Below are 21,741 nucleotides of genomic sequence, written 5' to 3' on the forward strand. Positions count from 1 at the left end.
AGCAACACCCCGGCCAATAAATGCCTTTCGCAAGGACGACGCCCACGTCGCACGCCCATGATGACTTTCACCGTAACGATCTGACCATGGATGCCACTTCTAGCGCCCATCTGCTGTTTGTCGACGATGAACCCAACGTATTGAAAGCCTTGAGGCGCTTGTTTCGCGCGCAAGAATATACCCTGCACCATGCAGAAAGCGGCGCGGACGGCCTGGAAATCCTGCGCCACCACCCCATCGATCTGATTATTTCCGACATGCGAATGCCGCAGATGGATGGCGCCGAATTTTTGACCCAGGTGGCCGAACAGTGGCCGAACACGATACGGATTTTATTGACCGGTTATGCCGATCTCGAATCGACCATTGCAGCGGTCAACAACGGCAAGATTTATTGCTACTGCGGCAAACCCTGGGAAGACAACGAGCTAAAGATTCTGGTCAATAACGCGCTCGAACAAAAACGCATGCGCGAGGAACGGCAACATTTGTTCGAGATCATCAATCAGCAGAATCAACAACTCAAGACCTTGAACGCCAGCCTGGAAGAGCAAGTCGACAAACGGACCCGGCAACTGCGTAAATCCTTGTCGATGATTGAGCAAACCCATGACGCCTTGAAAAAACAGTATGCCGAGTCCGTTAAAGCCTTTGCCAAAATCATTGAAATGCGGCCCGGCATCAAGAGCGGGCACGCCAAATACATTGCCGAAACTGCCAAGGAAGTAGCCCAGCGTCTGGAAATGGACCCAACGGAAATCAAAGATCTCATCTATGCCGCTTTGTTATTGCAAATCGGCAAAATGAATTTGCCCGATAGTTTATTGACTCTGCCGTTGATGTCGATGAACCCGCAGCAAAGAAAACGTTTTCTGAATCATGCGCAGGAAGGCCACAATCTGTTGAAAGGCATAGAGCCACTTCGCAACGCCGCCAGCCTGATCGGCCACCAATACGAATATTTCGATGGTTCCGGCCATCCCGCGGGCTTGGTAGGGCAAGCCATTCCCAAAGGCGCGCGGATTCTGGCCTTGATCAGGGATTACATCAATTATCTCGATGGCTCCATCACCGGGGTCAAGATGACGACCGCGCAAGTCAAAAACTGGTTATTGTCGAAAAGAGCCATCTTATACGACCCGGAAGTGCTGGACATTTTTCTGGCCTGGCTCAACGAGCCTGAAGCCCAGGACGATAGACCGGTGATTGAAATATCCTGGACCCAAATTCAGGCAGGCATGGAGGTTGCCGAAGTCATTTGTAACGGCGTGCTGTATATGAAGGATCAGATGTTGAACGAAAAAAATGTCGAAGACATATTGAATTTACGGCAACATGGCAAGAACTTGGTCATATGGGTGCGCTTGGGTAATGAGCGGATCAAGCAATGAAGCGGAATTCATCCATTTTCTCCAATGCTCGCCGCGATTTCGTGTTTTTTCCGTCTGCCAGCGGCGGATCGTTTACTCAAAGTCCTCCTCATCGAGAATGATCGAACCATCGCTGGCCCAATTGACCTTGGTGATGCCAGGCTCCTCGGCTTCCAGTGCCCTGAGTATGGCTTCCTTCTCGTCGAGTAATGCCTGTTGCGCGCGCACCTGGTCCGCCAATGCCCGATTTTCCAGCAAGATGCGTCTATGTTCCAGCCCATTTTCCACCGCGCTGATGATCTCCAGGGTATTCCAGGGCTTGTTGATGAAACGGAATACCTCCGCTTCGTTGATAGCCTGTTGCGCGCCGTCAAGGTCGGCATAACCGGTTAAAATCATGCGAATCGCATCCGGCTGCAGGAGTTTAAAGCGGCTTAAAAATTCGACGCCATTGATACCCGGCATGCGGTAATCGGAAATCACCAAGTCAAACCGAATCTCATGCGCCAGCAACAAACCTTCCTCGCCACTGCTGGACGTCGTCAGCCGATATTGCTTGAGCACACGCGACAAGGACTTCAGCACGTTGGGTTCATCATCGACGAGAAGGATATTAATTTCTTGTTTGTTCATATTTGCTGGACAATGGGTAAACTACACCTGAAACCGAATTTTCGTACCGAATGGCGTTCGGGGAAGTTTACAGCATAGAATTGATTCTCGGGAAAAACTGATGAATGGTCCTAGATTGCATTTTCTATACAAGTTACTGTTTCCCGATGACACCTTGATCGAGTTCCCCATTGTCGTCGAGCAAAACAGTTGCAACTTTATTCCCCAGGCTACATTCGTTCCTCCCGATTGGGCCAAACTGGAGCATGCGCAGTGCAGCAACTGCCCACTGAACCCTGTGACAACTCCATTTTGTCCGGTTGCCATCAATTTGATCCCGGTATTGAAGTTGTGCAGCGACATTCCCTCGCATAGAAATGTAAAACTAGAAGTAATTACCGCCGAACGCACCGTCAGCGGCGAAACCTCCATGCAGCGCGCGCTGAGTTCGATTTTGGGCCTGCTGATGGCGACCAGTTCCTGCCCGCATACCGAATATTTAAAGCCAATGGCTCGCTTCCATTTACCGCTTGCCAGCGAAGAAGAAACCGTCTATCGCACCACATCGATGTATCTATTGGCTCAATATTTCCTGCATCAAGACGGTCAGGCGTTCAAGCCGGATTTGGATCAATTGAAAGCCAATTATCAAAATCTGCAAATCGTCAATAAAGCCCTGGCCAAACGTCTGAAAGACGCCGTTGCCAACGATGCAACCGTCAACGCGGTGATTTTGCTGGATTTGCTCTCCAAAACAGTGACCTGGTCAATTGACGATGGACTGGATGAAATGAGGTATCTATTCAAGGGTTACGGCATAAAGCCTCCGGCAACCGGTGAATAGCGCATTCCGCGCCCTGCCCAGCCGCGATCCTCAGGTTATTTTTGCGAGCGGACTAGGCCGGCCGGCAACGAATGTGTTAATTTGCCGCCATGCCCCACGGCGCCAAGATTTCACTTCACTCTCATGGAGATCGATCATGCAAGGCGATAAAAAAGTCATCGAATATTTAAACAAAGTACTGGAAAACGAACTCACCGCTATCAATCAATATTTTTTACATGCCAGGATGTTCAAAAATTGGGGCTATCAAAAACTCAATGAAAAGGAATATCACGAGTCTATCGACGAAATGAAGCATGCCGATCGTGTAATCGAACGCATTTTGTTTTTGGAGGGACTGCCCAATTTACAAAGCTTGGGCAAACTGCTGATCGGCGAAAATCCAAAGGAAATGCTGGAATGCGACTTGAAACTGGAAAAACAGGCCATCCCGGTACTGAGGGAAGCGATTGCTCATTGCGAAAGCATTGCCGATTATGTTTCCAGGGAATTGTTCGAACATATTCTGGAAAGCGAGGAAGAGCATATCGACTGGCTGGAAACGCAACTTGAACTGATCGAGCAGATCGGCATCCAAAATTACCTGCAAGCGCAAATCTAACCGGCGAAGGCGATGGAGGCATGAACAACACCTCCATCGCATCTGGACGGACTCGGCTTCCATGGCCCAGCCTCCACCGGGCTTATCTCCGCACAGCCATAAAAAACCGCATCAGCCCCCCAACCGCGCCATTGGCCAATCTCCGCTTAACCTAGAAAAAGTTTTTACCCACGAAAGGCAAAAATCACGAATACCCTCAAGCATTTATCATCATAAATTGCGACACCCTATCGGTTAACGCATAAGGTTAATCACTCACTGATAATTTTCGTTTATTTCGTGCTTTTCGTGGACAACTGATATCTTTGGGTTTAACGAAGCATCGACGCCGGTTTTTTGATTGATTTTTCATCAAACATGCCGCACTCTTAAAGCGTGCTAATCTTTCGCTTCCATTACAACAATAAAAAAGGAAATCGCATGAAAAAATTACTCAATTACACGCTAATTGGGATTTTGGCCTTAATCCCGGTTGTCGTGATTTTGCAGATTATCTTGTTCGTAAAAGACCGCATCACCGATCTGTTTCAGTTTGTTTATGGTTATTCGGATAACTACTTCATTACCTTTTTGCTGTTTGGCTTCAGCTTTGCGCTGATCACCTATATCGGCCACCGCGTCAGCATGGGGCGCTTTTCCATCATTGCGGCCTTTGAGAAGCTGATCGAGCGGATTCCGCTGCTGAGCACGATCTATCGCGTCACCAAAAAATTGGTGCATATGATTGCGGGACATGAGTTGAAAGAGCCGCGCGAAGTGGTCTATGTCGAATATCCCAAAGAAGGTCTCTGGGTGCCTGCTTACGTCACGAACAAAGTGGATGATCGCTATGTGTTGTTTGTGCCGACTTCGCCTAATCCGACCTCCGGTTTTGCCATCATCGTGCACGAATCCAAAATCATTAAATCGGAAATGAGCATAGAACAAGTAACCAGTTTCATCATCAGTGTAGGCGCCGATTTCGAAAAGCTCGGCGAAGTCAAGCAACTGCCGCAATAATCCGCCAGTTCCCAAGTTGCTCGGCTAAATGAGTATTGAAAACTGTCACGCTGATCTGTCCCGATTTTTGCAATGGATAATAACCCAATCTACTCATTGGCCGAGTCGCTTGGTGCAAAATTGCTCAAGCGGCAGTGGCAATTAACGCTCGCGGAATCTTGTACAGGTGGCGGCATTGCTCAGGCCATAACGGATGTGGCCGGCAGCTCGGCTTGGTTCGACCGGGGCTTTGTAACATACAGTAATGCGGCCAAGGTAGACATGCTGGGCTTGCCTCCCTCGACGCTGGCTAGCTTTGGAGCGGTTAGTCAAGAAACCGCCTTGGCAATGGTTGCAGGCGCGCTGGCACACAGTGCGGCCGATCTCGCCATTGCCGTGACCGGAATTGCCGGCCCCGGTGGCGGTAGCGAGGAAAAACCCGTAGGCACCGTTTTCATCGCCTGGCAGTTGCGCGGTCACGAAGGCGCATGCGTCAGGAAGCAATTTTCGGGTGATCGCTTGTCGGTGCGCCGGCAAGTCGTGGCTTTTTGTTTGCAGCTGACTCGCGACGTCGCCGAAGGCATTGCATTAGACCCGTTTGTCGAAAAAGGCTTTAGTCCCTCCTGATCAATTACGTTAAAATACCGGCTTTGTTCAATTTGCGGGTGTTTGCGTCATGTTGAAAAAAACTCTGCTCTCAACTATTGCCGGTTTGATCTTAAGCGCGTGCGCCACCAGTCCTACCGGTAGGACACAGTTGATCTATATGCCGGATAACCAAGTCAATCAGATGGGGTTGCAGGCTTTCGATAGCATGAAAAGCAAAAATCCGGTCAGCCGCAATCCGCGTTATAACCAGTTTGCCCAGTGCGTGACTTATGCACTAACCCGCGAAACCGGCGGTCAATGGGAAGTGGTGGTGTTCGAAGACGAAACCCTGAATGCGTTTGCCTTGCCTGGCAACAAGATCGGCGTGCATACCGGTCTGATCAATCTGGTGGACAACCAGGACCAATTGGCCGCCGTGATCGGCCACGAAATCGGCCATGTCTTGTCCCGTCATAGCAACGAACGCCTATCGCAGGAAACCGCCGTCAGCACTGGTTTGGCGATGGTACAGGCCGTGGCGCAACCTCAATCCGCACTGGGACAAACTGCGTTGGGGCTGCTTGGCGTTGGCGCGGAATATGGCGTGATATTGCCTTATAGCCGCATCCACGAAACCGAAGCCGATACCATCGGTCTGGACTTGATGGCGCGCGCCGGTTTCGATCCGCGCCAAAGCATCAATCTATGGCTGAAAATGGATAAAGCCGCGCAAGGCGGCCAGCCCATCGAATTTATGTCGACGCACCCTTCGCACGGCACCCGCATCGACAATTTGAATCAAAACATGAACAAAGCCCTCCAGCTACAGCAACAAGCCTGGCAAATGGGCAAACAGCCGCGTTGCATGAAATAATGAATCCACATTTATCACAGCTGCATCCCTATCCATTCGAGAAGCTGGCAACGCTGAAACAAGGGATAGCTCCGCCGGCCGACAAGGCTCATATCGCGTTGTCGATCGGCGAACCTAAACACGCCACGCCGCACTTCATTCAAGAAGCCTTGATTCGCCACCTGCATGGGCTAACGCTGTATCCAACCACCAAAGGCTTGCCGGAGTTACGCCAGGCGATTGCCGACTGGACTTGCCACCGCTTTCAGATGTCCACCGGCAGCGTCGATTGCGAAACCCAGGTGCTGCCGGTCAATGGTACTCGCGAGGCTCTGTTTTCTTTCGTACAGGCCGTGATCGACCCACGCGATAGACCTGTCGTCATCATGCCCAATCCGTTTTACCAGATTTACGAAGGCGCGGCCTTGCTGGCTGGCGCTGAACCGTATTACTTGAATACGACAGCGGAAAATGACTATCTTCCTGACTTCGACAGCGTGCCTGAAGCCATCTGGAGACGCTGTCAACTGATCTTCATTTGCTCTCCGGGCAATCCGACCGGCACGGTGATGTCGCAAGCACAGCATGTGCAATTGCTGGCGCTGGCCGAAAAATACGGCTTTATCATTGCTTCCGACGAATGCTATACCGAGCTTTACGACGACGAGGCCAATCCGCCACAAGGATTGCTGCAAAGCGCATGGCATAGCGGCAATACCGCGTTCAAACGCTGTGTCATTTTTCAAAGTCTATCCAAGCGATCCAATGCGCCTGGCTTACGCTCCGGTTTCGTCGCCGGCGATGCCGGGGTCTTGGGGCAATATTTCAAATACCGCACTTACCACGGCTGCCCGATGCCGGTTTCTACTCAACAAGCCAGCATTGCGGCGTGGAATGACGAGGAACACGTCAAGCACAACCGCCAGTTGTACCGCGACAAATTCACCGCTTTCATCGACATCTTGCAGGATGCCTGCGAAATCAGCCGTCCGCCGGCCAGCTTTTACGTCTGGCTGAAAACACCGATGGATGATGCTGGCTTCGCCCAGAAGCTGTTCGCCGAACAAAACGTCACAGTACTGCCGGGTAGTTATTTGTCGCGCGATAGCAATGGTATCAATCCCGGCGCCAACCATGTTCGCATTGCCTTGGTTGCGCCCATCGAAGAATGCGTCGAAGCCGCGCAACGTATTAAAGAATTTTTAACAAAATAGGCTCAAGGCTAAAGGCACAGGGTGCAAACACCTTGGCCTTGAACCTTGGCCCCTGAACCTAAGAGAGCTCATGTCAAATCTGGAAACCATCATCAATGACGCGTTTGAAAACCGCGCCGAAATCAGTCCGTCCACCGTTTCCGCCGAAGTTCGAGAAGCTGTTGCCACTGCATTGAACATGCTGGACAAAGGCGAAGCCCGCGTCGCCGAGAAAAAAGACGGCGACTGGGTCACCAACCAATGGCTGAAAAAAGCCGTGCTGCTGTCGTTCCGCATCAACGAAAACAAGGTCATCGAAAGCGGCGACGTGCGCTATTACGACAAGGTGCCGACCAAATTCGGCCAATATAGCGAAGACGATTTCGCCAAAGCCGGCGTCCGCGTGGTGCCAAACGCGGTAGCCCGTTATGGCTCCTACGTCGCCCCCGGCGCCATCCTGATGCCTTCCTACGTCAACATTGGCGCCTACGTCGACAGCGGCACCATGGTCGACACCTGGGTAACCGTGGGTTCCTGCGCGCAGATCGGCAAAAACGTGCATTTGTCCGGCGGCGTCGGCATTGGCGGCGTGTTGGAACCACTGCAAGCCAACCCCACCATCATCGGTGACAACTGCTTCATCGGTGCCCGCTCTGAGATCGTCGAGGGCGTCATCGTCGAAGACAACTGCGTGGTTTCGATGGGCGTCTACATCGGCCAAAGCACCAAGATCTTCAACCGCATGACCGGTGAAGTGACTTACGGCCGCATCCCCGCCGGCTCGGTAGTGGTTTCCGGCAACCTGCCTTCCAAAGACGGCAGCCACAGCCTGTATTGCGCAGTGATCATCAAGCAGGTCGACGAAAAAACCCGCAGCAAAACCGGCATCAACGAGTTATTGAGAGACTAAAATCGCTGCTTGTCGCCCAAAGGCCGGGAAATTTCACTACCGGACTTTGGGCTTTTCGCCAGCATCGAACGCCTTTTTATAAAAAATTTAAAAATTAGTTTGACAGACCCTTAAGTGGGCTGTAATATAGCGACTTCATCACGAAGCAGCATCACTGCTTCAGAATAGAAGGTCAATATCGGGGTATAGCGCAGTCTGGTAGCGCGTCTGCTTTGGGAGCAGAATGTCGGGAGTTCGAATCTCTCTACCCCGACCAAGATTTGCGCTTGTAGCTCAGCTGGATAGAGCATCGGCCTTCTAAGCCGAGGGTCGCAGGTTCGAGTCCTGCCAAGCGTGCCATTCCTAAATTCTCATTATGGTGAGCGTAGCTCAGTTGGTAGAGCCCCGGATTGTGATTCCGGTTGTCGTGGGTTCGAGCCCCATCGTTCACCCCAATAACTTCAATAAGTTAGCGCTTTAAATGGTTGTCATGAATGATACAGTGTCAACTAAAAAACAACTTTTCCTTTTTGCCGTCTAAGCAAGATCAAAATATAAACAAAGATCGGGTATTCCGAACTGCTGTTCCTGCGGGCGATTATGCGCGTTTAGAATCTGAGGCTGTAGAGCGTAGGACTACTCTCCTTACCGATTGGCGGGGCTGATTGTCAGCGCTTATCTTGACGGCAAATTTCAGGCTTCTGAGGAACTTGCAAAATACCACTATTAGTGGCCAATTAATTTTAAAAACCACTATATCTAGTGGTTTTTGCGTAAAATTTCATAATTTTGCAAGCACCTCTTCTGATTAGCCATCCCTGAGATCAATATAATTGCACGCGTTTAGCTGGGGCTTCCAGTGGCATTTAAAGCACGTGCGGCGGCGGACGGGTCCTTCCAACCCAGAGCCGTCGCCGGCGTTGGGCAACCCCGCTTGCCCGCTTCTTCTTGCCACTGACTACCTCTTCTAAGTTGCGGTGGTTCTTTGTCTTGCTTGCCGCAAAATTCACTTTAAAAATTATTATTTTTATTTATTTTTTAATAAAAAATGATAATTTCTTTGTGTAATATCTGTAATAATGTAATTACACTTTGTTTAGGCTTGCGTATGGGCTTAGTGTCTTAGCCTCTTCCGGATGCTCCGGCGCTAGATGAGCATAACGGATAGTCATATCAAGGCTGTGATGACCTAAAATTTTCTGCAAAGTCAATATATTGCCGCCGTTCATCATAAAATGACTGGCGAACGTATGGCGTAAAACATGCGACGACTGGCCGCGCGGTAGCGTTACTTGGGCGCGATCGATGGCATTTCTAAAGGCTTTGATGGGATCTGAAAAGCTGCCGTTTTGGTTTCGTTTGGCTTATGCCCCCACAAGCAGGGAATTCTTTTTGTGTACCTATGATAACGAAAACTAGCAGTTTAAAAAATTCAAGTCATAGCCTTGCCTGGTTTGCATTGGCCGTTTCTCTTTATTGCTCCGGAACAACGACGGCCGTCGGGGACGACATGCCTGTTCCACTCCCAGAATCAAGCCAGCCCGTAATTGATAGCATTGTCGAACCTGTAAGCCTGATTCCGACAGACAATCCCATCGGCGCAATTTTGCTCAGCAAACGCCACCCGTTATTGCTCCGCGCCGATTTCACTCGCGTCAGCGACCCTGTGATTCAGATTTATCAGCATAATGGTTTTGAGCCCATTTGGTTTACCCCCCATCGCTCGGAAAAAAATCTGCAAGATTTGATCACCATCCTGAGCAATGCCTCGAGTGATGCGCTGAATCCAATCAATTACGATGTCGAGCTCATCAAGAATTCGATCGGCCAGCAAGATTTGGATAGCAATATGACAGCCAGCTACGATGTGGCCTTGACCGTATCGTTAGTACGTTACTTGCAGGACTTGCGGCATGGGCAAGTCGATCCGCGCAACGCCCAGTATCCCGTACATATTGCCCCCAAACCATCGTTGGACATTGCCGGCTTGCTGAAGCAAAATCTGGCGTCTCAAACATTGACTGAACTGGTAGGCCAGTTCGAGCCCAAGGCCAAGCAATACCAACAGCTCAAGCAAATTTTGCATCACTTTCAACAGCTGAAGCTTCAAAATGATGTGGGTGAATTCAAGCCGAAAAAAATGCTGCGCCCAGGCGACCATCATGCCCAAATTCCCATCCTACGCCAGCGCCTAACATTGATGGGTGTACTTAGGGCCAGCAACGATAGCGATAGCGGACTTTACGACAACGATCTGGTCGACGCCGTCAAGACTATTCAGCAACAACAGGGCTTAAAAGCCGATGGCGTGATTGGCCCTGCCACCCTGGCATTATTCAAGCAATCCCATGGCGATGAAATCCCCAGGATTGAACTGGCCATGGAACGTGCTCGCTGGATTCCGGACCCAAGCGACGGTCCAATGATCATGGTCAACATACCCGCATTTGAACTGTGGGCATTCAATTCCGCTGACGATCCCAATCCGCTGAACATGAAAGTGATCGTCGGCAAAGCGCCGGACAAACAAACGCCGATACTCTGGGAAGAAATGAAGTATTTGGAATTCATGCCGTACTGGAATATTCCAATGACCATCTTCAAGAAAGAAATCCTGCCGAAGGCAGCCAACAATCAAGGTTATTTAGCCAGCCAGGATATAGAACTGGTTCGGCATCAAAATAGCGAGGCTTCAGGCGGAGGCAGTTACATTCGCGCCCGGCAGCGCCCAGGCAAGAAAAACCCGTTAGGGCGGGTGAAATTCGTATTCCCGAATAACGCCGACGTTTATTTACACGACACACCCAGCAAGGCGGCATTCAACCGCCCTCGTCGTGATTTGAGCCATGGCTGCGTGCGAGTATCGGAACCGGAACGCTTGGCGGAATTCGTATTGGGGGAACAGCTGGGCTGGGACACGGAAACCATCAAACAAGCCATGTCTGCTTCCAAGACACGCCATGTCACCCTTAAACGCGCGATCCCCGTGTTGTTTTATTATGGCACCACGTTTGTCGACCATGAAAATCAGTTGCATTTCTACCCCGACATTTACGGACAGGATGAACAACTGAAACAAGCTCTCAACAAACTACAATCACCCGTCCTGGTCAAATCTGACGCCAGTAATCAGTTGGCCAAGAGCAATACATCGGAACTGCTATCCAGCCCGTAAACGAGACTGCCATAACACACAAAATGCAGATTGAGCTGGCTTAACCTAACAAAATCATAATGTTAGGCTTCATTGCCATCAACAGAATCTCTTTTAAGGATTTGGTTGAAAATAATTTCCCGCACTCGGGGCTCATCGTTCCCATGCTCCGCGTGGGAATGCAGCCTGAAGCGCCCTGCGGTTCGGGATGCTAGAGTGTCCCTGAGCAGGCTTCCACGCGGAGCATGGGAACCAAAAGCGGAAGTTATTTCTGACGAAATCCTAACTCGGACCCAGGCATCGGCCGGCAAGGCTATCGTGCTCCTTGGCTGCTTTCGTGCCTTTCCGGGTTTAGCCCCAACCATAGCCAAACACCGATCGCTATCGCCAACCAGATGCTGACCAACGGCCCCACTACACCATCGTAGCTACTGACCAGATACAGGTAAGCGGCGTCAGAATTGACGTTGAAGAGATCCTTGCTGAGCTTGATTTGCCAGACCCAGCCGGCATGACAGCCTATGCAAAGCCCCAAGCTTTGCGGCACTTGAGTCCGAATGACGGCCAGAAAAGCACCGACGAAAAACAGCGCAATCAGTGCACTGATGATTTCCGGATTCAACCAGTTGGCGAACGCTTCCGCCATCAATTCAAAACCGCTGAAGACTGTTTGCTGCTCGTAAGGAATCTGGGTTTTGCTTTTCAGGAAATGCAGCGCCGCGAAATACAGCGAGCCTAGGCCTATCGCCAACCACACGGGCAAATAGCGGCGCAACAGGCTTAACAACAAGCCGCGGAACAGCAGCTCTTCGCCGATTCCGATCAACAGCGACAACAATAATCCCAAGCCCATGCGCTCGACCAGTTTGCCCGCCGTCCAATGCCGGCTAGAGTCCCAAACGTGCACATCCAACGCATACAGCGTCAGCAGCACCGGCAACAAGGTCAGCAGGCCCAGCAACAAGCCTTGACCCAATTGATTGAAAAACGCACGCGGCGGGGCAAAGCCCAGTTCGCCCCAGCTAAAGCCCAGTTTTTTCCGCAGCGGAAACACACCTATCAACAACAAGATCAAGGTCAGCTTGCTGACCGTCTTGTGCAGCGGCAGCAGGTCGCCGAACAGCTGCAACAAACCAAAACCCAGCAGACTGGCGCCAGCCGCCAGCAGCAGCAACCAAACCAAAGGCGCCAGCGCGACGATCCAGGCCATCAGCGAAAATCCCCCCACAGCGTTTGCACCGCGCTCAAAGCCGACAGCACGGCGGTTTCAGTGCGTAAAATGCGCGCGCCCATCCGCACCGGCACGAAGCCGGCGGCCTTGGCGATTTGCCGCTCCGCGTCGCTGAAACCGCCTTCCGGGCCAGACAGCAGCGTGATTTGGCTATCGCTTGGCTGCAGATCGGCCAGGGTTAGCTCGGCATAAGGATCGAGAAACACCTTCAAGCCTCGCGGCCGTTCAACCCAGTCGGATAATTCGGCGATGTTGCCCAACAGCGGCAAGCAGGTGCGGCCGGATTGCTCGGCGGCATGGCGGACGATGCCGTGCCAATGCTGCCAGCGTTGCTGTTTTTTGTCGTCGTTGAGTTTGGTGACGCAGCGTTCGGTCAGTAGCGGCGTCAATTCGGCCACGCCCAATTCCACGGCCTTTTGCACGGCCCAATCCATGCGGTCGCCGCGCGAAATGCCCATGCCCAAACAAACCCGCAGCGGCGACTCTACGTCGCGCGCCGAGAAAGCTTCGATTTCGACGCGCACGTTTTTGCGGCTGACTTCGCTGAAACGGCTGGCATATTCCCCACCCAGGCCGTTGAACAGCACAATCGCGTCGCCGGCTTTCAGCCGCAACACCGACCGCACGTAATGCGCCGCGTCGTCGTCCAGTTCGATACAGCCGCCAGCGTTCAAGGCCGCATTCACATATAATCGGGATACGCGCATCAGTCTTGCGTCGCCCGTTGTATGCCTTGCCAAGCTACGTCCGCCATCCGTTCTATCTCCTGTTCGTTGATCACATAAGGCGGCATAAAATAAATGACATTGCCTAGCGGACGCAACAGCACGCCCTGCGACAGGGCATATTGATAGACTTTCAATCCGCGCCGCTGCTGCCACGGATAAGCTTCGCGCGTCAGTTTGTCTTTGACCATCTCGATGGCCATGATCATGCCGGTTTGCCGCACCTCGGCCACATGTGGATGTTCTTTGAAACGCTCGGCGGCTTTGGCCATGATCTGTGCCAAATGCCGGTTACGGCCCAGCACGTCCTGGCTCTGGAAAATACCTATCGTCGCCAGCGCTGCCCGGCAAGCCAGTGCGTTGCCGGTGTAACTGTGCGAATGCAAGAATGCTGTCAGGTTTTGGTAATCGTCGTAAAAAGCCTCGTAGACCTTGTTGCTGGTCAGCACCGCCGACAACGGTAAATAGCCGCCGGTCAGCCCCTTGGACAAGCACAAAAAATCCGGGCTGATGCCGGCCTGTTCGCACGCGAATAAAGTCCCGGTGCGGCCGAAACCGACGGCGATTTCATCAGCGATCAGATGCACGCCGTATTTATCGCAGGCCTCGCGCAGCAATTTCAAATACACGGGATCGTACATGCGCATGCTGCCGGCGCATTGCACCAAGGGCTCGACGATCACCGCGCACACTTCATCGGCATGCTTGGCCAGCGTGTTTTCCATGTCGGCGAAACGGCGAAGCGAATAATCCCGCCAGCTCTCGCCGGCTTCGCGATGGTAACAATCCGGGCTGGGCACCGTGATGACATCCATCAGCAACGGCCCGTAAGTTTCCTTGTACAAGGCCACGTTACCAACCGCCAGCGCGCCCAGGGTTTCGCCGTGGTAACTGTTTTCCAGCGTGACAAATTGGGTCTTTCGGGTTTGCCCCAGGTTGCGCCAGTAATGAAAGCTCATCTTCAATGCGACTTCGATCGCCGACGAGCCGTTGTCGGCATAGAACACTTTGTCCAGATTCGGCGGCGTGATCTCGACCAGCTTTTCCGCCAGCTCCAGTGCCGACTCATGCGTGAAGCCACCGAGGATGACATGCTCCAAGGTATCGAGCTGGGCCTTGACGGCCTGGTTAATTATCGGGTTACAGTGCCCGAACAAATTGACCCACCAGGAACTGATGGCGTCCAGATAACGCTTGCCGTCGAAATCCTCCAGCCAGACGCCTTGGCCGGACTTGATCGGGATCAAGGGCAATTGCTCGTGATCCTTCATTTGCGTGCAAGGGTGCCAGAGTACGGCGAGATCGCGCCGGGCGATGAGTTGATTGTTTGTCATGCAGGAAGATTACAATAAACCTAAAAACATCAGTAGTCCACGAAAGACACGAAATAAAACAGATGGTTACGTCACTTGATTTAGTTACCCGCAAGGTGTCGGCTTTTTGAGCAATAACTTTTTGAAACTGTTCGTGATTTTTGTGTGTTTCGTGGACCAAATGATTTTTATAGGATAAATCCAGTGGCCTGAGAACGCAATTGCCTCGTTTTTGTTCACGATACAGGTTACTCTCCTCACGTTCCGGCGAACCCCCAGTGGACAGGCACAAAAAAGGGGCTTTCGCCCCTTTCTTTTGGATGGGAAAACGCTCAATAACGATAATGATCCGGCTTATAAGGCCCTTCGACCGGTACGTTGATATACGCGGCCTGTTCGGCAGTCAATTGAGTCAGTTTCACGCCGATTTGCGCCAAATGCGAACGGGCGACTTTCTCGTCCAGTTTTTTCGGCAATACGTAAACCTTGTTTTCATATTGGTCGGCATTATTCCATAGCTCGATTTGCGCCAACACCTGGTTACAGAACGAGTTGGACATCACGAAGCTGGGGTGACCGGTCGCGCAACCCAGATTCACCAAACGGCCTTCCGCCAACACGATGATGCGTTTGCCGTCCGGGAAAATCACGTGATCCACCTGCGGCTTGATGTTTTCCCAGGTGTATTGACGCAACGAAGCGATATCGATTTCGGAATCGAAATGACCGATGTTGCAAACGATGGCCTGGTCGCGCATGGCCTTCATGTGCTCGTGCGTAATGACGTGCACGTTGCCGGTCGCAGTCACGAAGATGTTGCCAACTGAAGCAGCTTCATCCATGGTCACGACGCGATAGCCTTCCATTGCCGCTTGCAATGCACAAATCGGATCGATTTCGGTGATCCAGACGGTCGCCCCCAAGCCGCGCAAGGATTGCGCGCAGCCTTTACCGACATCGCCATAGCCGCAAACCACCGCGATCTTGCCAGCCACCATCACGTCGGTCGCGCGCTTGATGCCATCGACCAGGGACTCGCGGCATCCGTATAGATTGTCGAATTTGGATTTGGTGACGGAATCGTTGACGTTGAACGCCGGCACTTTCAGCGTACCTTTCGCGACGCGCTCGGTCAGGCGTAATACGCCGGTCGTGGTTTCTTCCGACAGACCTTTGACGTCGGCCATCAACTCGGGAAACTTGTCGTGCATCATGTTGGTCAGGTCGCCGCCGTCGTCCAGAATCATGTTCGGACGCCAGCCGTTCGGCCCCAGAATGGTTTGTTCGATGCACCATTCGGCTTCGGCTTCGGTTTCGCCTTTCCAGGCGAAAACCGGAATGCCGGCCGCCGCAATCGCCGCCGCGGCGTGATCCTGGGTCGAGAAAATATTGCAGGAAGACCAGCGCACTTCGGCGCCCAATGCGGTCAATGTCTCGATCAAAACCGCAGTCTGAATGGTCATATGCAGACAACCGGCGATGCGCGCGCCTTTCAAGGGTTGCGAAGCGCCGTATTCGGCGCGCAAAGCCATCAGGCCCGGCATTTCAGTTTCGGCGATCTTGATTTCCTTACGGCCCCATTCGGCCAAAGCCATATCGGCTACTTTGTAATCGGTTTGAGTCATGGTGATTCCTGATTAAATGCCGGCCGCATCTCTCAATGCTTCGGCTTTGTCGGTTTTTTCCCAGCTGAAAGTGGCTTCGTTACGGCCAAAGTGACCGTAGGCCGCAGTTGGGCGGTAAATCGGTTTCAACAAGCCCAGTTGCGCGATCAGGCCTTTCGGGCGCAAATCGAAGTGTTCACGCACGATCTTGACCAGCTTATCTTCCTCGATCTTGCCGGTGCCGAAGGTTTCGATGCTAATCGAAGTCGGCTCTGCCACGCCAATCGCGTAAGACACCTGAATTTCGCAGCGTTCGGCAAGGCCTGCCGCGACGATATTTTTCGCCACATAGCGCCCCATATAGGCCGCCGATCTATCCACTTTGGAAGGATCTTTGCCGGAGAATGCTCCGCCGCCGTGACGCGCCATGCCGCCGTAGGTATCGACGATGATCTTACGGCCGGTCAGACCGCAGTCGCCGACGGGACCGCCGATGATGAATTGACCGGTCGGGTTGATGAAATATTGGGTGTCCTTGTGCAACCATTCCGCCGGCAATGTAGGCAGAATGATTTCATCCATTACCGCTTCTTCCAGCAATTTGCCGCCGACTTCCGGCGAGTGCTGGGTCGACAACACCACCGCGTCAATCGCGACCGGTTTGTTGTTTTCGTAGCGGAAAGTGATCTGGCTTTTCGCGTCCGGACGCAACCAAGGCAGGGTTTTGTTTTTGCGCAATTTGGCCTGTCTTTCCACCAAACGGTGAGCATAAGTAATAGGCGCAGGCATGAACACGTCGGTTTCGTTGCTGGCATAACCGAACATCAGCCCCTGGTCGCCAGCACCTTGCTCGTGGTTTTCAGATTCATCGACGCCCATCGCGATGTCGGCGGACTGTTTGCCGATCGCGTTCAAGACCGCGCAGCTGTTGCCGTCGAAACCGATGTCGCCATGATCGTAGCCGATTTCGCAGACTACCTTTCTGACCAGCTCTTCCATGTCAACCCAGGCACTGGTGGTGATTTCCCCCGCCAGCAATACCATCCCGGTTTTTACCAGAGTCTCACAAGCCACCCTGGAACGCGGGTCTTGCGCCAACAAGGCATCGACAACCGCATCGGAAATCTGGTCGGCCACTTTATCGGGATGACCTTCGGATACGGACTCTGAGGTAAAAAGGTAGTTTTTATTCACGGTGACACACCTCGCAAAAAATAGTGTGGATATAGAAAAGGCCGTTCAACACGGCCTTGGGATTATGGTGGGCCCTGTAGGACTTGAACCTACGACCTGCCGATTATGAGTCGGAAGCTCTGACCAACTGAGCTAAGGGCCCTAAAAGGTTTATTCGCCATCAAGGAAACAACGCAATTGCTCGGAGCGCGAAGGATGGCGCAATTTCCTGAGCGCCTTGGCTTCGATTTGACGAATCCGTTCACGGGTGACGTCGAATTGTTTGCCAACTTCTTCCAGCGTATGGTCGGTATTCATATTGATACCAAAACGCATGCGCAGCACTTTTGCCTCTCTTGCGGTCAATCCAGCCAGCACATTTTGGGTGGATTCGCGAAGGCCGGCGATTGTAGCAGATTCCACCGGGGATAGCATCTTGGAATCTTCGATAAAATCACCCAAATGCGAATCTTCGTCGTCGCCAATCGGGGTTTCCATCGAAATCGGCTCCTTGGCGATTTTCAATACCTTACGGATCTTGTCTTCCGGCATTTCCATGCGCTCGGCCAATTCTTCAGGAGTCGCTTCGCGGCCAAGTTCCTGCAAAATCTGCCTGGATACGCGATTGAGCTTGTTGATCGTTTCTATCATGTGCACAGGAATCCGGATGGTTCGGGCCTGATCGGCGATCGAACGAGTAATCGCCTGACGTATCCACCAAGTGGCATAAGTCGAGAATTTATAACCGCGGCGATATTCGAATTTATCCACCGCTTTCATCAGGCCGATATTGCCTTCCTGAATCAAATCCAGGAACTGCAAGCCGCGATTGGTGTATTTCTTGGCAATCGAGATCACCAAGCGCAGGTTGGCCTCGATCATTTCCTTCTTCGCGCGCCTGGCCTTGGCCTCGCCCAACGAGATGTTGCGGCAAATATTTTTCAAGACCGAAATGCTCAAGCCATACTGAGATTCGATAGCCGCCAGCTTTTGCTGCGCCGCCTTGATTTGCTCCTGATTGGCCTGCAGGACCTCTGCAAACTGAGGATGCGCAGCAGCGAACTGCGCCAGCCAATCAAGATTGGCCTCGTTTTCGGTAAAGGCGTTGATGAAATCCCGCCGAGGCACTTTGGCTTTTTTGACGCACAAATCCATCACCCGCCTCTCCTGCTCACGAATGGCAACGATCAAGTCATCGGCAATGGTGGTCATTTTTTTCAGATACTGGGGAGTCCACTTGAACTGAGAAAAGATTTCACTGAGCGCGTCAAAAGCCTTCTCGGCCTTGTCATGCCCATAACCGTGCTTTTTCACCGCGGACATCGCGGACTTTAAAGCCTTTTTCAACAGATCGACTTTTTCCTTGACCTCATGATAATCGACCGCCTTGACCTCATCTTCCTCCGTGGCGGTAGCCGCTTCCTCCTCGTCGGGCGCATCGATATCGATGTCGTCGGCAACCGCCACCTCTTCTTCGTCGAGATCAGTGTAATCGACGAAACCCTGCACCAAGTCGCCCAATCGCATACTGGATTCTTCATCCGCGACCAAATCAAAGGTTTCGATGAACGATTCCACGATGAATCCAGAACGCGCGATTGCGCCGACCACTTGACGCTGACCTTCTTCGATACGCTTGGCGATTTTCAGCTCTTGCTCGCGAGTCAACAATTCGACGGAGCCCATTTCCCGCATGTACAGCCGTACGGGGTCGGTGGTCCGGCCAAACTCGCTGTCGACCGATGCCAATGCCGCGACTTCGGCCACCTCTTCCTCATCGTCAACGGAGACAACGGTATCCGCGGTGATCAAGGAGTCATCGTCATCCGGCGCAACTTCATACACCTGAATGCCCATGTCATTGATCATGCCGATAATATCGTCAATCTGCTCAGGATCAATGATATCGCTAGGCAAATGGTCATTGACCTCGGCGTAGGTCAAATAACCTTGCGCCTTGCCTTTTGCTATCAGTTGTTTAAGTTGAGATTGCTGTTGTTCTTGATTCATTCTTTACTCACAATACGTTTTCAGCACCAAGCGCCGCAGAACAGAGCATTATAGCCTTAAATTGTAATTCGGTCATCTATAAGCGTTCTCTAAGCAACGCCCGCAACACTTGTTTTTCTTCGGCATTCAAACCCTCTCGACCTTCCTTGGCCAGCAATTCGGTTAATTTTTCTTGTCTGGACTGTTTCAACAATTGAATCACAGCCCCGAAAAACTCGGCCTCTTCCCCTCCCTCCGGAATATCAAGCTCCACCCCAGCCAAGGCGTTGACCGTTTTCTCATAAGATGACCCACGATAAGCCTCCAACAAGATTGCGCCATTTTCCGGTTTTTCAAGGGCTATTCTGCGCAAAACGTCTTCAAGCAACTCCTGGCCCGCAAACTTCAACCCCTCCAGACTCAAATGCCGCTGCGCAAGTACCTGCGCCAATTCAGGCCGCTGTATCAACAAAGCCAGCACTCTGCGTCCCAGGCTTGGCCGCTGCGTTTTCGCTTTGCCGACTTTCCCCTGAAACTGCCGATTAAGTGTAGACGGTTTTTCAGGAAGCTCCACAACTCGAGACCCCGCCAGCTCCCTCAGTCGTCGCCACATCATGTCCTTGAAATAGCCAGGCGGAATTTTTTCCACTTGCGGCCTGGCTGCGGTCATCAACTGCGACCGCCCCTCGATACTGGACAAATTCAATGGCCCCGCCAAAAAATCAAAAAAATAATCGGACAATACTTGAGCCTGCTCGATACGCTGCTCAAACCCAGCCTTTCCCTCGTCGCGAATCAATGAATCCGGATCATGACCTTGCGGCAACAGCATGATCTTGATTTGCCGGCCATCCCGCAAACAGGACAGCGCGGCATCCACCGCCTTCCACGCCGCCTGCCGCCCCGCATTATCGCCATCAAAGCAAAACACCAGCTCCGAGGCATAGCGAAACAGCATATCGATTTGGGTTTTGGAGGTTGCCGTACCCAGCGTCGCCACGACGTTTGCTACACCATACTGCGCCAGCGCAATCACATCCATATAACCCTCGACGATCAAAATGCGCTCAGGCCGTGACTTTTTTTGCAGCAACTCGCAAAGACCGTAGAGCTCCTTGCCCTTGGAAAATATCGCCGTCTCGGGAGAATTGAGATATTTGGGCAACGAGTCATCCAGTACCCGACCACCAAAACCGATCACGCGCTTGCGCTTATCCCGTATCGGAAACATCAAGCGACCACGGAACCGGTCGTAGACCTTGCCATCCTCCCTAACAACCAGCATGCCCGCATCAATCAACGCGTCGCGTTCGAAGCGACCCAACAGCACATCCCAAGCCTGCGGCGCATACCCCAAGCCAAAATCGCGAGCCACCTCGCCGCTGACACCACGCGCTTTCAAATAATCGACTGCAATCCTGCCATCGCCAGTGCGTAACTGATCCACATAAAAAGCAGCAACATCCTCCAGCACCGCATAGAGCCGGGTAAAATCCTCCTTATCAGACGCCGAAAAATCACCCCCTATCTCGCGAGGCACATCGACACCGACGAATGCCGCCAAATCCTCGACAGCCTCGACAAAACCCAAATGACTGTAATCCATCAGAAAGCTTATGGCATTCCCACTCGCGCCGCAGCCAAAACAGTGATACATCTGCTTGCCACGACTAACTGAGAAACTCGGCGTTTTTTCGGTATGAAACGGACAACGGGCAACAAAATTGCTGCCAGTTTTTTTCAGAGGAACGTGCGAATCGATCAGATCGACGATATCGACCCGCACCAATAGATCATCTATGAATTGCCGGGGGATCCTGCCGGACATATTACCGACAACGGAACGGCGATTTATGCTGGAAAACCAGCCTTGATTCTTGCGCTGACCAGCGCCATGTCGGCGCGACCTTGCATTTGCGGCTTCAGAATGGCCATCACCTTGCCCATATCCTTGACGGATTCGGCACCGGTCTCGGCAATCGCTTTCGCCACCATGTCATCGATTTCGGCCTCGTTCAAAGCCTGCGGCAAGAAATCTTGAATCACCAAAATTTCCGCCTCTTCGACTTCCGCCAAATCGATGCGATTGGCATCGCGATACTGCTTGATCGACTCGCGCCGCTGCTTCAACATCTTGTCGAGCACCACGATGACTCTGGCATCATCCAGCTCGACGCGCTCATCGATCTCGACCTGCTTGATGGCAGCCAGGATCATGCGTATCACGCCCAATCTGGCTTTATCGCCACTCTTCATCGAGGTCTTCATATCCTCCTTGATACGCTCCTTTAATGCATCCATAACCAAGCCTTAGGCTTGCGGACGACCGCGGCGCAGGTTTTTCAATGCATAACGCTCGCGCGCCAATTTTTTCAAATGACGTTTGACGGCCGCTGCACCTTTGCGTTTACGCTCGGTGGTCGGTTTTTCATAAAACTCACGGCGGCGCACTTCAGCCAATACACCGGCCTTTTCACAAGCACGTTTGAAACGGCGAATAGCAATATCAAAATGTTCGTTTTCTTTAACTTTAACTGATGGCATTATCAAAAATCCGAAGTGTGTTAGTATCTTAAAAATTCTTCAGGCAAAAACCCGCCCTGTAAAACCGACCGATTATACCG

Annotated in this window: 19 protein-coding genes, 4 tRNA genes and 1 pseudogene; 12 read left to right on the plus strand and 12 right to left on the minus strand. The window is 52.1% G+C overall.

Annotation, left to right across the window (positions count from 1 at the left end; all coding sequences use genetic code 11):
- Positions 1-20 precede the first annotated feature (20 nt).
- Complete coding sequence (locus NM686_RS19060; RefSeq protein WP_269021913.1) at positions 21-1,391, plus strand: HD domain-containing phosphohydrolase; 1,371 nt, start codon at positions 21-23, stop codon at positions 1,389-1,391.
- A gap of 72 nt (positions 1,392-1,463) precedes the next feature.
- On the opposite strand, the gene NM686_RS19065 is transcribed toward NM686_RS19060, so the two are convergent.
- Positions 1,464-2,003 (minus strand): response regulator, encoded by a 540-nt coding sequence (locus tag NM686_RS19065; protein WP_255189408.1) that lies wholly within the window; start codon positions 2,001-2,003, stop codon positions 1,464-1,466.
- Positions 2,004-2,103: 100 nt separating this feature from the next.
- On the opposite strand from NM686_RS19065, the gene NM686_RS19070 reads away from it, so the two are divergent.
- The 10 genes from NM686_RS19070 to NM686_RS19115 all read left to right on the plus strand — a co-directional run bounded on the left by NM686_RS19070 (position 2,104) and on the right by NM686_RS19115 (position 8,383).
- Positions 2,104-2,826 (plus strand): DUF6901 family protein, encoded by a 723-nt coding sequence (locus NM686_RS19070; RefSeq protein ID WP_255189409.1) that lies wholly within the window; start codon positions 2,104-2,106, stop codon positions 2,824-2,826.
- Between the two features lie 136 nt (positions 2,827-2,962).
- On the plus strand, positions 2,963-3,427 hold the full coding sequence (gene bfr, locus NM686_RS19075) for a bacterioferritin (RefSeq protein ID WP_255189410.1): 465 nt from the start codon (positions 2,963-2,965) through the stop codon (positions 3,425-3,427).
- A 420-nt stretch (positions 3,428-3,847) separates the two neighbouring features.
- Positions 3,848-4,426: a DUF502 domain-containing protein gene (locus tag NM686_RS19080; RefSeq protein WP_255189411.1), complete on the plus strand. Its 579-nt coding sequence runs from the start codon at positions 3,848-3,850 to the stop codon at positions 4,424-4,426.
- A gap of 72 nt (positions 4,427-4,498) precedes the next feature.
- A complete protein-coding gene (locus NM686_RS19085) occupies positions 4,499-5,032 on the plus strand; it encodes a CinA family protein (RefSeq protein WP_255189412.1) in 534 nt (177 codons plus the stop codon).
- Positions 5,033-5,081: 49 nt separating this feature from the next.
- Positions 5,082-5,867: a M48 family metallopeptidase gene (locus NM686_RS19090; RefSeq protein ID WP_255189413.1), complete on the plus strand. Its 786-nt coding sequence runs from the start codon at positions 5,082-5,084 to the stop codon at positions 5,865-5,867.
- A complete protein-coding gene (dapC, locus tag NM686_RS19095; protein ID WP_255189414.1) occupies positions 5,867-7,060 on the plus strand; it encodes a succinyldiaminopimelate transaminase in 1,194 nt (397 codons plus the stop codon). The genes NM686_RS19090 and dapC overlap by 1 nt, the downstream gene beginning before the upstream one ends.
- Positions 7,061-7,130: 70 nt before the next feature.
- Complete coding sequence (gene dapD, locus NM686_RS19100; protein ID WP_255189415.1) at positions 7,131-7,949, plus strand: 2,3,4,5-tetrahydropyridine-2,6-dicarboxylate N-succinyltransferase; 819 nt, start codon at positions 7,131-7,133, stop codon at positions 7,947-7,949.
- 179 nt (positions 7,950-8,128) lie between these two features.
- A tRNA-Pro gene (locus tag NM686_RS19105) sits at positions 8,129-8,205 on the plus strand.
- Positions 8,206-8,211: 6 nt separating this feature from the next.
- Positions 8,212-8,288, plus strand: a tRNA-Arg gene (locus NM686_RS19110).
- A gap of 19 nt (positions 8,289-8,307) precedes the next feature.
- Positions 8,308-8,383, plus strand: a tRNA-His gene (locus tag NM686_RS19115).
- 630 nt (positions 8,384-9,013) lie between these two features.
- Here NM686_RS19115 and NM686_RS19120 read toward each other — a convergent pair.
- Positions 9,014-9,259 (minus strand): annotated as a pseudogene (locus NM686_RS19120) (tyrosine-type recombinase/integrase); the annotation flags it as partial.
- A gap of 179 nt (positions 9,260-9,438) precedes the next feature.
- Here NM686_RS19120 and NM686_RS19125 point away from each other — a divergent pair.
- Complete coding sequence (locus tag NM686_RS19125; protein WP_255189416.1) at positions 9,439-11,103, plus strand: L,D-transpeptidase family protein; 1,665 nt, start codon at positions 9,439-9,441, stop codon at positions 11,101-11,103.
- Positions 11,104-11,395: 292 nt separating this feature from the next.
- Here the strand turns inward: NM686_RS19125 and NM686_RS19130 are convergent, their stop codons facing one another.
- From NM686_RS19130 to rpsU, 10 genes are all read right to left on the minus strand, one after another.
- Complete coding sequence (locus tag NM686_RS19130; protein WP_255189417.1) at positions 11,396-12,292, minus strand: CPBP family glutamic-type intramembrane protease; 897 nt, start codon at positions 12,290-12,292, stop codon at positions 11,396-11,398.
- Positions 12,292-13,020: a 16S rRNA (uracil(1498)-N(3))-methyltransferase gene (locus NM686_RS19135; protein ID WP_255189418.1), complete on the minus strand. Its 729-nt coding sequence runs from the start codon at positions 13,018-13,020 to the stop codon at positions 12,292-12,294. The genes NM686_RS19130 and NM686_RS19135 overlap by 1 nt, the downstream gene beginning before the upstream one ends.
- Complete coding sequence (locus tag NM686_RS19140; protein WP_255189419.1) at positions 13,020-14,372, minus strand: adenosylmethionine--8-amino-7-oxononanoate transaminase; 1,353 nt, start codon at positions 14,370-14,372, stop codon at positions 13,020-13,022. Before NM686_RS19140 ends, NM686_RS19135 begins: the two co-directional genes overlap by 1 nt.
- Before the next feature lie 311 nt (positions 14,373-14,683).
- Positions 14,684-15,976 (minus strand): adenosylhomocysteinase, encoded by a 1,293-nt coding sequence (gene ahcY, locus NM686_RS19145; RefSeq protein ID WP_269021919.1) that lies wholly within the window; start codon positions 15,974-15,976, stop codon positions 14,684-14,686.
- Between the two features lie 12 nt (positions 15,977-15,988).
- The gene (gene metK / locus NM686_RS19150; RefSeq protein WP_255189420.1) at positions 15,989-17,149 is read right to left on the minus strand and encodes a methionine adenosyltransferase; all 1,161 of its coding nucleotides are present in this window, start codon (positions 17,147-17,149) and stop codon (positions 15,989-15,991) included.
- A 65-nt stretch (positions 17,150-17,214) separates the two neighbouring features.
- Positions 17,215-17,291: transfer RNA gene (locus NM686_RS19155), tRNA-Ile, on the minus strand.
- Positions 17,292-17,299: 8 nt separating this feature from the next.
- Entirely contained in the window at positions 17,300-19,138 is a 1,839-nt protein-coding gene (gene rpoD, locus NM686_RS19160) for an RNA polymerase sigma factor RpoD (RefSeq protein ID WP_255189421.1), read from the minus strand.
- Between the two features lie 76 nt (positions 19,139-19,214).
- Entirely contained in the window at positions 19,215-20,945 is a 1,731-nt protein-coding gene (gene dnaG, locus NM686_RS19165) for a DNA primase (RefSeq protein ID WP_255189422.1), read from the minus strand.
- Between the two features lie 23 nt (positions 20,946-20,968).
- The gene (locus NM686_RS19170) at positions 20,969-21,418 is read right to left on the minus strand and encodes a GatB/YqeY domain-containing protein (protein WP_255189423.1); all 450 of its coding nucleotides are present in this window, start codon (positions 21,416-21,418) and stop codon (positions 20,969-20,971) included.
- 9 nt (positions 21,419-21,427) lie between these two features.
- On the minus strand, positions 21,428-21,661 hold the full coding sequence (gene rpsU / locus NM686_RS19175) for a 30S ribosomal protein S21 (RefSeq protein ID WP_196435560.1): 234 nt from the start codon (positions 21,659-21,661) through the stop codon (positions 21,428-21,430).
- Between the last annotated feature and the right edge of the window lie 80 nt (positions 21,662-21,741).

Origin of the sequence: Methylomonas rapida, assembly GCF_024360925.2 — a bacterium.
Taxonomy (GTDB): Bacteria; Pseudomonadota; Gammaproteobacteria; order Methylococcales; family Methylomonadaceae; genus Methylomonas; species Methylomonas rapida.